The 12,095-nt window shown below is 53.9% G+C and carries 11 protein-coding genes; 3 read left to right on the top strand and 8 right to left on the bottom strand.

Annotated features, from left to right (window positions below; all coding sequences use genetic code 11):
* Positions 1-79: 79 nt before the first annotated feature.
* Complete coding sequence (trmJ, locus tag VRC33_RS17010) at positions 80-808, bottom strand: tRNA (cytosine(32)/uridine(32)-2'-O)-methyltransferase TrmJ (RefSeq protein ID WP_338557508.1); 729 nt, start codon at positions 806-808, stop codon at positions 80-82.
* Positions 809-926: 118 nt separating this feature from the next.
* Between trmJ and suhB the strand changes: the two genes are divergently transcribed.
* On the top strand, positions 927-1,730 hold the full coding sequence (gene suhB, locus VRC33_RS17015) for an inositol-1-monophosphatase (RefSeq protein WP_338557509.1): 804 nt from the start codon (positions 927-929) through the stop codon (positions 1,728-1,730).
* Between the two features lie 137 nt (positions 1,731-1,867).
* On the opposite strand, the gene VRC33_RS17020 is transcribed toward suhB, so the two are convergent.
* Both VRC33_RS17020 and VRC33_RS17025 read right to left on the bottom strand, forming a co-directional pair.
* Positions 1,868-2,869 carry a nickel/cobalt transporter gene (locus VRC33_RS17020; protein WP_338557510.1) on the bottom strand — a complete coding sequence of 334 codons (1,002 nt, stop codon included), beginning with the start codon at positions 2,867-2,869 and terminating at the stop codon, positions 1,868-1,870.
* The gene (locus VRC33_RS17025) at positions 2,860-3,492 is read right to left on the bottom strand and encodes a DUF1007 family protein (RefSeq protein WP_338564325.1); all 633 of its coding nucleotides are present in this window, start codon (positions 3,490-3,492) and stop codon (positions 2,860-2,862) included. Before VRC33_RS17025 ends, VRC33_RS17020 begins: the two co-directional genes overlap by 10 nt.
* Positions 3,493-3,645: 153 nt before the next feature.
* Between VRC33_RS17025 and csiE the strand changes: the two genes are divergently transcribed.
* Positions 3,646-4,914: a stationary phase inducible protein CsiE gene (csiE, locus tag VRC33_RS17030; protein ID WP_338557511.1), complete on the top strand. Its 1,269-nt coding sequence runs from the start codon at positions 3,646-3,648 to the stop codon at positions 4,912-4,914.
* Positions 4,915-5,101: 187 nt separating this feature from the next.
* Here the strand turns inward: csiE and glyA are convergent, their stop codons facing one another.
* Positions 5,102-6,355: a serine hydroxymethyltransferase gene (glyA, locus tag VRC33_RS17035; RefSeq protein ID WP_338557512.1), complete on the bottom strand. Its 1,254-nt coding sequence runs from the start codon at positions 6,353-6,355 to the stop codon at positions 5,102-5,104.
* Between the two features lie 332 nt (positions 6,356-6,687).
* Between glyA and hmpA the strand changes: the two genes are divergently transcribed.
* Positions 6,688-7,872 (top strand): NO-inducible flavohemoprotein, encoded by a 1,185-nt coding sequence (hmpA, locus tag VRC33_RS17040; RefSeq protein WP_338557513.1) that lies wholly within the window; start codon positions 6,688-6,690, stop codon positions 7,870-7,872.
* Positions 7,873-7,942: 70 nt separating this feature from the next.
* On the opposite strand, the gene glnB is transcribed toward hmpA, so the two are convergent.
* From glnB to VRC33_RS17060, 4 genes are all read right to left on the bottom strand, one after another.
* Positions 7,943-8,281, bottom strand: a complete 339-nt coding sequence (gene glnB / locus VRC33_RS17045; RefSeq protein ID WP_013203412.1) for a nitrogen regulatory protein P-II — start codon at positions 8,279-8,281, stop codon at positions 7,943-7,945.
* A gap of 132 nt (positions 8,282-8,413) precedes the next feature.
* Complete coding sequence (gene glrR, locus VRC33_RS17050; protein ID WP_338557514.1) at positions 8,414-9,748, bottom strand: two-component system response regulator GlrR; 1,335 nt, start codon at positions 9,746-9,748, stop codon at positions 8,414-8,416.
* On the bottom strand, positions 9,745-10,452 hold the full coding sequence (gene qseG / locus VRC33_RS17055; protein WP_338557515.1) for a two-component system QseEF-associated lipoprotein QseG: 708 nt from the start codon (positions 10,450-10,452) through the stop codon (positions 9,745-9,747). Before qseG ends, glrR begins: the two co-directional genes overlap by 4 nt.
* A gap of 2 nt (positions 10,453-10,454) precedes the next feature.
* Positions 10,455-11,882 carry a HAMP domain-containing sensor histidine kinase gene (locus tag VRC33_RS17060; RefSeq protein ID WP_338557516.1) on the bottom strand — a complete coding sequence of 476 codons (1,428 nt, stop codon included), beginning with the start codon at positions 11,880-11,882 and terminating at the stop codon, positions 10,455-10,457.
* Positions 11,883-12,095: the final 213 nt, after the last annotated feature.

Below are 12,095 nucleotides of genomic sequence, written 5' to 3' on the forward strand. Positions count from 1 at the left end.
ATTTAACCTAGTAAAACACTCAACTATTTAACCAAGTGTTTTACTCAAGTATTAACCTTATCGAACGGGCTGAATGGGGTTACTTTTCGCCTTTGGGCTTTTCCAGCGAAGAGAGCATTCCACGCAGAATGTTCAGTTCATCACGCTCCGGACGTGCCCGGGTGTAAAGGCGGCGCATTTTGCTCATCACCTGCCCCGGGCTGCCTTCACGGATAAAGCCGCTGTTTACCATCATCTGTTCCATGTGCTGGTAGAAGCGCTCGAGATCGTCAACCAGGGGATAAGGTGACTCTTCGTAGTCCTGCTGCGCGGTCTCCTGCGACTGCAGAAACGCCATACGCACTTCATAAGCGATAATCTGAACCGCCATCGCCAGGTTCAGCGAGCTGTATTCCGGGTTAGCAGCGATTGCCACATGATAATGACACTTCTGCAGTTCTTCGTTAGTCAGCCCCACGCGCTCGCGGCCAAACACCAGTGCAACTGGCGCCTGCTGCCCTTCCTGCACGCTCTTGATCCCGCACTCGCGAGGATCGAGCATCGGCCAGGGCAGTGAACGGGAGCGGGCACTTGTTCCCACCACCAGACTACAACCTGTCAGGGCTTCATCGAGGGTATCGACAATCTTCGCTTCACCAATGACATCGCTGGCGCCCGCAGCCAGAGCGATGGCCTGAGAGTCAGGCTTAACCAGAGGGTTAACCAGATAAAGGTTGGTCAGGCCCATGGTTTTCATCGCGCGAGCGACGGAACCCATGTTGCCGGTGTGAGAGGTTTCAACCAGCACAATACGGATGTTTTGCAGCATAAGGATTCAGGTCTGTGAGATTATTTGTGGATGCTATCATATTTTCAGGACATTTTACGATCTCCCTGCTATAATCCGCGCCGTTTTCCTGTTCTTTAACATCCAGTGAGAGATAACGATGCATCCAATGCTCAACATTGCCGTGCGCGCTGCGCGCAAGGCCGGAAATTTAATTGCCAAGAATTATGAAACCCCGGACGCCGTCGAAGCCAGCCAGAAAGGCAGCAACGACTTCGTAACTAATGTTGACCGCGACGCCGAGCGCCTGATTATTGAGGTGATTCGTAAGTCCTATCCGAAGCACACCATTATTACCGAAGAGAGTGGTGAATTACCCGGAGAAGACCAGGATGTACAATGGGTTATCGATCCACTGGATGGCACCACTAACTTCATCAAGCGTCTGCCTCACTTCTCCGTTTCTATCGCCGTGCGCATCAAAGGCCGTACTGAAGTCGCTGTGGTTTACGATCCAATGCGCAATGAGCTGTTCAGCGCGGTTCGTGGTCAGGGTACCCAGCTGAATGGTTACCGTCTGCGCGGCAGCACTGCCCGCGACCTGGATGGCACCATCCTGGCTACCGGCTTCCCGTTCAAACTCAAGCAGCACGCTACCCCTTACATCAACATCGTAGGCAAACTGTTTACTCAGTGTGCTGATTTCCGCCGCACCGGTTCCGCTGCGCTGGACCTGGCTTATGTCGCTGCTGGCCGCGTTGATGGCTACTTTGAAATTGGTCTGAAACCCTGGGATTTCGCTGCCGGTGAACTGCTGGTGCGTGAAGCTGGCGGCCTGGTGACCGACTTTGTGGGCGCACATGGCTATCTGACTTCAGGTAATATCGTTGCCGGCAATCCACGTGTGGTAAAAGCCATGCTGGCTAGCATGCGTGAAGAACTGAGTGAAGCGCTGAAGCGCTAATCCCTCGCGGGTCATTCAGATAAATAAAGGCGGAGTTTATCACTCCGCCTTTATTCGTTCTGCTTACCGCAGAAATATCGAGCTTATCCTTCCGGACTGCTTACCGCAGAAACATCGGTATTATCCCTCCGGACTGCTTACCGCAGAAACATCGGTCTTATCCCTCCGGACATCGCCGGCTGGGCGCTGAACCATAACATCAGCCCGACGGCTACCAGCAGCACTCCCCCTGTCAGCGATAATCCTGACCAGCCTACTTTCTGCCAACCGGCCGGAGAGGTTCCTTTGCTTAGTTTCAACGCCAGCGCGCGGGAAAGCTGAACCAGCAAAGCCATGGCCGAAACGGTCATCGCCGTCCCCACTGCCATTGCCAGCGCCGAAAGCACTCCCCAACCATAAACACCGATCACTTTCGAAAACAGCAGCATCATGATCGCTCCGGAACAGGGCCGAAGCCCCATTGACAGCACCACCATCGCTTTGGTTTTGCCGCTAACCGCCGTCTCCAGCATCTGATTATCCGGCACGTGTTGATGCCCACAACCACAGTTTTCACTGTGCTGATGGTCGGGTGCAATCCGCAGGATTTTCATTGCCGGTGCAGGACGCAGCGCCTGCACAATGTTACGTATAGCGCGCCAGCAGAGCCAGAGTCCCAGACCCACCACCAGCAGGTAACTCCCCTTCTCCAGCCAGTAACTGCTGAGGTGCAGTTGTCGGGATGAGAGGCCAAGCACCACCAGCATCAGCGTCACCAGCAAAATGGCCACGCCCCCCTGCACCACGGACGCAGCCAGCGTCAGTTGCAGACTGGTTCTGACTTTCGTCGGATGAGTTGCCAGAAAAGTCGCGATCACCACTTTACCGTGGCCGGGCCCCAGTGCGTGCAGCACGCCATAAAGCAGACTAAAGCCCATCAGAGTCAGGCCTGCCTTATGAGGATGCGTGGCAACCTGCTGAAGCAACACCGTCATCTGCTGATGCAGGGTTTTCTGCCAGAGAATACTTTGCAGCAGGATCTGCGGCCAGTGCTGCCAGACCGCACTCCCGGCGGCGGCAAACAGCAGGACCATCACATACAGCGGCCAGGCCTGGAGCCAGCTGCGTCCTGAACGACGTGGAAAAGAATTTACTGACATGTCAGGGTTACCGTTTGAGCAAACTGCCGGCCCAGATCCATATCTTCCGGTGGCGCGTCGGCTTTATCCAGCGACAGCGCATAAGCCTGCATGGATGAATCCGGCTTCGGCGTTTTCAGCGTGAATTTGCATTGCTGAGCCAGTTCAGCCGGTATGTGCAGTGATTTTTCAGAATCGTAATACATATCAACAAAATAAGTTGGATCGAAAGTGGAGAATACATAGCGCTGACCCGCCAGAGGCTGCGGCTCCCCCAGGGGTAAAACAAAATCCAGCACTGCCTGATGCCCCTGACGTGAAAGATGGTACTCAGGGGGTAAATTATCGAACTTTACCGGCTTTCCCTGGTGCCAGAACTCACTAAAGTAGTGTTGCCCCAGCACGTTTGCCATCACTTCAGCCGCCAGCTTTTTCCAGACAACGGAATCGGGTTTTGCATCACCGGCATCGTAAAGCAGATCGGCTGAGGTGATTTCATCCATCACCCAGTGCATTTTCAGCCCGGTGATCTGATTGTCTTTGTGCACCAGCGTCGCCTGCATATCAATAAAGCTGTGCGGATGGGACCAGGCTACCGGTGATAACGTCAGCGTTGACGCCAGCAACAATAGCTTAACAGACATGTTATAACGTAACAAATTCAGTTCCCTTCCCTTTTTTGATCAAAAATTCTGTGACCTGCCCTGAAAGCTATAAATAAATCTGGCCTCTTTTAACTGCCCGAAAGCCAGGCACGCTATGCTTAGCGAGGTTACTTTTCACTGAGATTGCAGACGATGAGTTTATCCTCACCAGAGCCTTCTGCCCTCTCCAGTCCGCAGCGTCATTGCCATCTGCTTTTGCTACTTTATCTCCCTGAGCTTTCCGTGACCCTCGACAGTATGTCTCAGATTAACAGGGTTGATCGGTCGGTTACCCGGCAAGATATAGCGGAGGTGGAGGCAGAAATCCAGCGCTATCACCGGCTTGCCCTGCAGCAGGATACTGAAGGGAACTACCGGATTAGCGGAGCGGAACTGGATCAGAGGCTGTGCCTGTTCTACTGGCTGCGCCGTGCGTTGCGGCTGGCGCCTGATTTTGTGCAGCAGCATTTTGCGCCGCAGGTTAAGCAACAGCTTAAGACCAGGCAGATTGAAAAAGCGCTCTATGATGAGCGTAATCTTCATGCGCTGGTGCAACATTGTGCACTGGGGCTGGCCCGCGACTTTACCCAGAGAGATCGGCATTTCCTGCAGCTGTTTATGCAGCACTCATTGTGCCGACAGGCCAGCACCACTTTCACCGAATCACAAAGGGAATGGCTACTCGCCAGAACGGAACATCGGGTAGCTGAAGAGGTGGTCCGGCACTGGCAAAAACGCTGCAAAAACGCGCCTGACAGCAGTGAGTCGCTGCTTTTCGCCCTGCTGTTCTGCCAGATGCACGCGCCCAATGCGCAGGATGTCCGGCATGATTACGAACACCAGTTGTTGCAGGCCGTGCAGTTGATGATTACGCGCTTTCAGTTGCTTTCCGGCATGCGTTTCAGTAACGAACAGGGGCTGTGCAGCCAGCTCTATACCCATCTGGCTCAGGCGCTGGAACGCTCTCTGTTTGGGGTCGGGATCGATAATAATCTGACGGAAGAAGTGACCCGCCTCTATCCAAAATTATTGCGCACGACTAAAGCAGCCGTGTCTGATTTTGAGCAAGAGTATGCGCTGACCTTTTCTGAGGAGGAAATGGGCCTTATTGCGATTATTTTCGGTGGCTGGCTGATGCAGGAAAATGCCCTGCAGGAGAAGCAGGTGCTGCTACTGACCGGAAAAAATCCGCAGCTTGAGCAGGAAGTCGAGCAACAGGTCCGTGAGCTGACATTACTGCCACTCAATATCAAATATCTGGATGTGGCCGAGTATCAGCACCACAGCGCACCTAAAGGCATCGCCCTGGTCATCACCCCCTACGCCACCCCCCTGCCGCTCTACTCTCCGCCATTAATCCATGCTGAGTTACCACTGCAGTCTCATCAACAGCACCGCATCCGTATGCTGCTGGAGTCCTGAGTCGCTGAATGCCACTACTCAGGGTTTAAGTTGAGATTTCAGTGGTTTAAATAGACGCAAGAATAAGCCCCGCCTTAAAAAAGAAAAACCCCACGTGAAAACGTGGGGTTCTTTAGCCAGCATAACAGGATATGCATCCCGGCTGTTTGCTTCCAGCCCCTCTTTTAACCGGAGGAGCTACGCAATATTATGCGTATACCGGGAAGCGGGCGCAGATTTCCAGCACCTGCTTCTTCACGCGTTCCTGCGTGCCTTCATCAGCGATATTGTCGAGAATATCGCTGATCCAGCCAGCCAGCTCGCGAACTTCAGCTTCTTTGAAACCACGACGGGTAACAGCCGGAGAACCGATACGGATGCCAGAAGTCACAAACGGGCTCTTAGGATCGTTAGGTACGCTGTTTTTATTCACGGTAATGTTAGCGCGACCCAGTGCTGCGTCTGCTTCTTTACCGGTCAGGTTTTTATCAACCAGATCCAGCAGGAACAGGTGGTTATGGGTGCCACCGGAAACCACTTTGTAGCCGCGCTCCAGGAACACTTCCACCATCGCTTTGGCGTTTTTAGCAACCTGCTGCTGGTACACCTTGAACTCAGGCTCCATCGCTTCTTTCAGCGCTACCGCTTTACCGGCAATCACGTGCATCAGCGGGCCGCCCTGGCCGCCAGGGAACACCGCAGAATTCAGCTTTTTATAGAGATCTTCATCACCGCCTTTTGCCAGGATCAGGCCGCCACGCGGACCTGCCAGGGTTTTGTGGGTGGTGGTGGTAACGATATGGGCATGAGGAACCGGGTTTGGATAGACGTCAGCCGCGATCAAACCTGCCACGTGCGCCATATCAACAAACAGGTAAGCCCCGATGCTGTCAGCGATTTCACGCATTTTAGCCCAGTCACAGATGCCGGAATAAGCAGAGAAACCGCCGATGATCATTTTAGGCTTGTGCTTCTGAGCCTGTGCCGCCAGATCTTCGTAATCAATTTTACCGGTCTCATCAATACCATAAGGCACGACATTGTAGAGTTTACCGGACAGGTTGACTGGAGAACCGTGGGTCAGGTGACCACCGTGCGCCAGGTTCATCCCCAGAATGGTGTCGCCCGGTTGCAGCAGCGCGGTGTAAACAGCGAAGTTAGCCTGAGAACCTGAGTGAGGCTGCACGTTAGCGTAATCTGCGCCGAACAGCTCTTTTGCACGGTCGATAGCCAGTTGCTCAACGATGTCCACATACTCACAGCCGCCGTAGTAACGCTTGCCCGGATAGCCTTCAGCATATTTGTTAGTCAGCTGAGATCCCTGTGCCTGCATGACGCGCGGACTGGTGTAGTTTTCAGAAGCAATCAGTTCAATGTGCTCTTCCTGACGCACTTTTTCCTGCTCCATTGCCTGCCATAACTCGGCATCATAATCGGCAATATTCATATCACGCTTTAACATCCGCATCTCCTGACTCAGCTAACAAATAATCGATATTTAACGACCCGTATGGGCGAAGGCCAACAGTGTAAACTGTTTTGCCTGCTGAGGGGTAGCCACAAAGCGCGCTTTTTCCGCAAACGATTGGCTACAGCAGTGGCAAGGGTTGATTACAGTTTTTGCAAGCGGTTAATCCTGTAAATCTTCTGATTCTGGCGCAGCAGAATTGCCAGGTTGTGAGTGAAAGCGTTACCAAAAAATGCCCCTGCGCCTGAAGGGTCTATTTACACGCCGCAGAAGGGGTTATAAGATGCATTTAAAATGCAACTTTAAGCATCCTCCAGGAGTCACCTATGTTAGACGCAAAAACTATCGCCACCGTAAAAGCTTCTATCCCTGCCCTTGTTGCTACTGGTCCCAGACTTACCGCCCATTTTTACGATCGGATGTTTGCCCATAATCCAGAGCTGAAAGACATTTTCAATATGAGTAATCAGCGTAACGGCAATCAGCGCGAAGCGTTGTTTAATGCCATTTGCGCTTATGCCAGCAATATTGAAAATCTGGCCGCCCTGTTACCCGCCGTAGAAAAAATCGCCCAAAAACATACCAGCTTTGCTGTAAAGCCTGAGCAATATCAGGTTGTCGGTACCCACCTGCTGGCCACGCTGGATGAATTACTCAGCCCTGGTCAGGAAGTTCTGGATGCCTGGGGCAAAGCTTACGGCGTGCTGGCCGGTGTTTTTATCCAGCGTGAAGAGCAGTTGTATGAGCAGGCGGAACAAAAGGCGGGAGGATGGCGTACCCCGAGAACGTTTCGTATCAGCGAGATCGCCTCACAAAGTGAAATCATCAAAAGCTTTATTCTTACCCCTACAGATGGCCAGCCCGTGGCGGATTATCAGCCGGGGCAGTATCTGGGCGTCTGGGTGCGTAATAAAACCTTCGCTAATCAGGAGATCCGCCAGTATTCACTGACGCGCGCGCCAAACAAAAAAGATTATCGCATTGCCGTACGCCACGAGCCGGGCGGCACCGTCTCAGGCTGGCTGCATCAGCACGCACAGGTGGGTGATGAAATTCAGCTTGCAGCACCGGCCGGGGACTTTTTCCTGACCCTGAACCCGGAAACTCCGGTCACTTTGATTTCGGCTGGGGTGGGCCAGACGCCGATGCTGGCTATGCTGGATGTGCTGGCTGCTCAACCGCACCCTTCACGCGTGCAATGGTTCCACGCCGCAGACAACGGCAAGCGCCATGCCTTCCGCGAAGAAGTGGTGACGTCGGCGAAAAAACTGCCGCTCTTTTCACAACATATCTGGTACCGCGAACCTCTTGAGCAGGATGATGGGCACTATGACAGTAAAGGACTGATGGATTTGCTGCCGCTGGAGAGCCAGCTAAGTGACCCGGCGACGCACTACTATCTGTGTGGCCCGCTGGGCTTTATGCAGCAGATTGCCGCGCAGTTGGTGAAGGTGGGCATTGAGGATGACCGTATTCATTATGAAGTTTTTGGCCCACACAAGGTGTTGTAACCGGGCCAGAAATGCTATCGCCGCCCTGTAAAGGACGGCGATATTGACCGGCAGGAGAAGGGGCAGGAACTCAGATCGCCTCTTCGTCTTCCTCACCGGTACGGATGCGCACTACGCGTGCCACATCAAAGACGAAAATTTTGCCATCGCCAATTTTACCGGTTTGCGCGGTGCGCATGATAGCTTCCACACAAGTATCAACGATATCGTCAGCTATCACCAGCTCAATCTTTACCTTCGGCAGAAAATCCACCATGTACTCAGCGCCACGGTAAAGTTCGGTGTGCCCTTTCTGACGACCAAAGCCTTTTACTTCGGTTACGGTCATCCCGGTAATGCCGACTTCGGCCAGCGCTTCACGCACGTCGTCCAGCTTGAACGGTTTGATAATCGCATCGATTTTTTTCATGGCAGACCCTTTTTATTCCCTCCGTGGCCGGAGAGTCTTCTCTGTTCAGTATAAGTGAGGCCCCGCTGTGCGGTATGACTCTTTTTCAGCTTGCTAAGCTATCATATCCCGGCACCGAAGCGGCACAGAAAACTACTCTTTAAAATCAGACGCATCCAGCTCGTGGCGTGAAAGTAGCTTATAGAATTCCGTGCGGTTACGTCCGGCAAGGCGTGCGGCATGGGTCACGTTGCCTTTGGTCATCTGTAACAGCTTGCGTAAATAGTTGAGTTCAAACTGATTACGGGCTTCCACAAATGTCGGCAATGCGGTGTTTTCCCCTACCAGCGCTTGCTCCACCAGCGCCTCGCCAATCACCGGAGCGGAACTCAGTGCCACACACTGCTCAATCACGTTAACCAGTTGACGAACATTTCCCGGCCAGCTCGCCGCTATCAGACGCTTCATGGCGTCGGTAGAAAAACTGCGGACAAAGGGTTTATGCCGCTCGGCCGACTGCTTCAGCAGATGGTTGGCCAGCAAAGGAATGTCTTCTGCCCGTTCATGCAGCGCCGGGATCTTCAGATTGACCACGTTCAGGCGGTAGAAAAGATCTTCGCGAAACTCTTTCTTCTCCATAGCTTTAGGCAGATCGCGATGGGTAGCAGAGAGGATACGAACATTGATATCCTGGTCGTGGTTGCTGCCTAACGGACGAACTTTACGCTCCTGCAACACGCGTAGCAGCTTGACCTGAAGCGCCTGAGGCATATCGCCAATCTCATCGAGGAACAGGGTTCCTCCTTCTGCCGCCTGGAACAACCCTTCACGATGGCTCACGGCGCCGGTAAAAGCGCCCCTGGCATGACCAAACAGTTCTGATTCAAGCAGTTGTTCAGGCAACGCGCCGCAGTTAATGGCAATAAACGCATGGTCTGCGCGAGGGCTGGCAGCATGGATGGCCTGCGCCAGAATTTCCTTCCCCGTCCCGCTCTGCCCGTTGATCAGTACGCTGACGTCAGACTGCGCCACCATCCTTGCCTGCTCCAGCAGGCGCAGCATGATCGGGCTACGGGTGACAATACTTTCACGCCAGGCGTCATCACTGGCCGGAGCACGGTGCGCAAGGGCCTGATCGATAGCGCTGTATAAGGCATCGCGGTCAACGGGTTTGGTCAGAAAGCTGAAGACGCCCTGCTGGGTAGCGGAGACGGCCTCAGGGATTGAGCCATGCGCCGTCAGAATAATTACCGGCATTCCAGGCTGCTGTTTCTGCACTTCGCTGAACAGCGCAAGGCCATTCATTTCATCCATCCGCAGATCGCTGATCACCAGATCGATCTTCTCACGCTGCAACAGACGCAGCGCTTCCGGCCCACTACCGGCGGTCTGAACGCTGAAACCTTCGCTGCTCAGACGCATGCCTAACAGCTTTAACAGGCTGGGATCGTCATCCACCAGCAGTAAATTAGCGGATTTTTTGATCATGGCTGGGCTGTTTCCTCTGGGTCTGTAGCCGGTGCCTTACTCTCTGGCTGACCGTTTTTTTCAGCGTGGCCGGAATCGGAGGCATCCGGAGAGCGGCGGGAAGAGAGCTGCCTTTCGATATCGGTCAGGGACTCCAGCTTACGGCGGGTGACGCTGAGCTCTTTGGTCAGGTTGACCTGCTGATGACGCAGGGCATCCAGCTCCGCATCGTGGCTCTGCTGCAAATGATGATAGCGCGTGCGCTCTTCAGAAAGCTGCAGCAGCCCCATCTGATCGTCGCGCCACAGCTGAATTAATGGCCTTGCTGAGGAGGGAAAGTCTGAGCTGAAGGCATCCAGCCGCAGCATAAATTGTCGCCGCTCAACGGGAGTGACGTTGCCGTTCGCCAGCAATACGCCCTGTTTAAACGCATTTTCCCAGTTAACCGCAGGCCAGCGTCGTGCTTCGGCACGCGCCTCGGCAGGCGAGAGACGTAACGCGCAATCCATGGCCCGCAGCCAGTAGAGCGAATTGGTCATCGCTTTGTCATTGTCGATGTCCCAGACATGGCCACAGTCCACCAGTTGAAAATCGACAATTTTAATTTCAGGTTCAGCCAGGGGTTTACCGTTGACGGTCATTGCCGGGTCGGGATGTTTACTGCTACAGGCCGCCAGCATCATGGCCAGCACGGTCAAAGCAGCGGAAAAGGGGAGCGTTCTCATTATTATGCCTTCCCGACTATGGCGTTGAGTTCGATACGAAAACAGACGTCGGCCTTTTCACTGCTCACCAGTTGCAGATCGCCCTGCAGACGATGAATACAGTCTCTGGCTATGCTGAGGCCAAGCCCGCTACCTTTCACGGCACCCTTGCGCTGCTGGTTGCCCTGAAAGAAAGGCTCAAAAATCATTTTTTTCTCAGTTTCAGGAATTGGCGTACCGGTATTGGCTACCTCAATCAGCACTTTCCGCCCCTGCTGGCGACTGCGGATCCAGATGGTACCGGATTCGCCGCCATAGTGTATCGCATTCGAATAGAGATTATCGATGGCCCGCGTCAGAAGCGTGGCATCGGCCCGACAGGCACTGACCGGAAGCGTCACTTCCGTCTGCATCATTTTAGCGCGTGCCGTCAGGCTGTGGGAGCTGACAATGCTGTTTATCAGCGGCTCAAGCTGCACCTCGCCCATAGCCACGGGCGCTTCGGAGAGTTTGCGGTTGTAATCCAGCAGCTGTTCAATCAGCCGCTGCAGATGCCGGCTGCTTTGATCCAGGATGCTGACCACTTCCTGCTGATCGGGCGTCAGCTTGCCTACCACCTCATCCGCCAGCAGTGCCGTTCCTTCACGCATACTGGCGAGCGGCGTTTTCAGCTCATGGGAGATATGACGCAGAAACTCATGGCGCTGGGATTCCAGCCACGCCAGTCGCTCACTGAGCCAGAGGATCCGTTGCCCGAGGGAGCGTAACTCACGCGGGCCTTTATAGGCCAGATTATGGCTCAGCGGCCTGCCCTCCCCTAACCGGTTGATCATCTTCTCCACCGCTTTCACTGGCCCGATAATCATCCGGGTAAACAGCAGAACCAGACCCAGGCTGAGCAGGAAGAGGATCAGCGCCTGCCAGCCAAAATACTGGCCGCGCTCGGCTATTTCACGCTGAAGTTGAAGACCGCGTGAAAACACCACTTCACGGGTGGACTGCACCAGTTGGGCATTTGCCTGCGAGAACGCTTCCAGTGCGGCGGCGGAGGTTTTAACAGGACTACTGTTATCACAGCTGATTTTGTTCAGCTGGCTGAGTGAACGGTGGAGGGTATCAGTGATTTGACTGCCAGGCAGTACGGAAGCTTGTTCATCAAGCATCTGGCTGTATTTGGTACGCTGAGTCTGATAGAGATTGGCCAGCATGGCATCGTCAAGCACACAGTATTGCCGGTAGCTGCGTTCCAGCTCCAGCGCAGTTCGCGCCATAGCTTCGCTGCGACGGACGTCGGTCAGGGTTGTGCGGTTGGTATCGGCCGCTCGTTCACTGAGGGCTGAAAGACTCTCCCACGCCTGCCAGGCAAGCACTAGCAGCGGCAGTAATACCAGCAGGAAGGCCATCAGTACAAGCTGACGCAGGGAACGGGGGAATAAACGCCATTTTTTCACAAGAGTCTCTCAGGTTACGCGCTGTTTCGATGCTAGCTGAGTAACGCCCCTGAGGAAAGCCCTGTATCCCAAACGAAAAATGGCAGATTCCAGGAATCTGCCATTGCCGCTGTGACGAAGTGATCATCACAGAAAATAGGTGGTGCCTAACTCAACGTTGCGTCCGAAGTTTGATAAAGCCACAAAGTGGTCTGTTATCGGTTTGGTGGACGG

The organism is Erwinia sp. E_sp_B01_1 (assembly GCF_036865545.1).
In the GTDB taxonomy this organism is placed as follows: Bacteria; Pseudomonadota; Gammaproteobacteria; order Enterobacterales; family Enterobacteriaceae; genus Erwinia.

Coding starts and splice junctions, on each gene's coding strand:
- glyA (WP_338557512.1), bottom strand. CDS start 6,355: ATGTTAAAGCGTGATATGAATATTGCCGATTATGATGCCGAGTTATGG.
- csiE (WP_338557511.1), top strand. CDS start 3,646: ATGAGTTTATCCTCACCAGAGCCTTCTGCCCTCTCCAGTCCGCAGCGT.
- hmpA (WP_338557513.1), top strand. CDS start 6,688: ATGTTAGACGCAAAAACTATCGCCACCGTAAAAGCTTCTATCCCTGCC.
- VRC33_RS17025 (WP_338564325.1), bottom strand. CDS start 3,492: ATGTCTGTTAAGCTATTGTTGCTGGCGTCAACGCTGACGTTATCACCG.
- glrR (WP_338557514.1), bottom strand. CDS start 9,748: ATGATCAAAAAATCCGCTAATTTACTGCTGGTGGATGACGATCCCAGC.
- VRC33_RS17020 (WP_338557510.1), bottom strand. CDS start 2,869: ATGTCAGTAAATTCTTTTCCACGTCGTTCAGGACGCAGCTGGCTCCAG.
- glnB (WP_013203412.1), bottom strand. CDS start 8,281: ATGAAAAAAATCGATGCGATTATCAAACCGTTCAAGCTGGACGACGTG.
- trmJ (WP_338557508.1), bottom strand. CDS start 808: ATGCTGCAAAACATCCGTATTGTGCTGGTTGAAACCTCTCACACCGGC.
- suhB (WP_338557509.1), top strand. CDS start 927: ATGCATCCAATGCTCAACATTGCCGTGCGCGCTGCGCGCAAGGCCGGA.
- qseG (WP_338557515.1), bottom strand. CDS start 10,452: ATGAGAACGCTCCCCTTTTCCGCTGCTTTGACCGTGCTGGCCATGATG.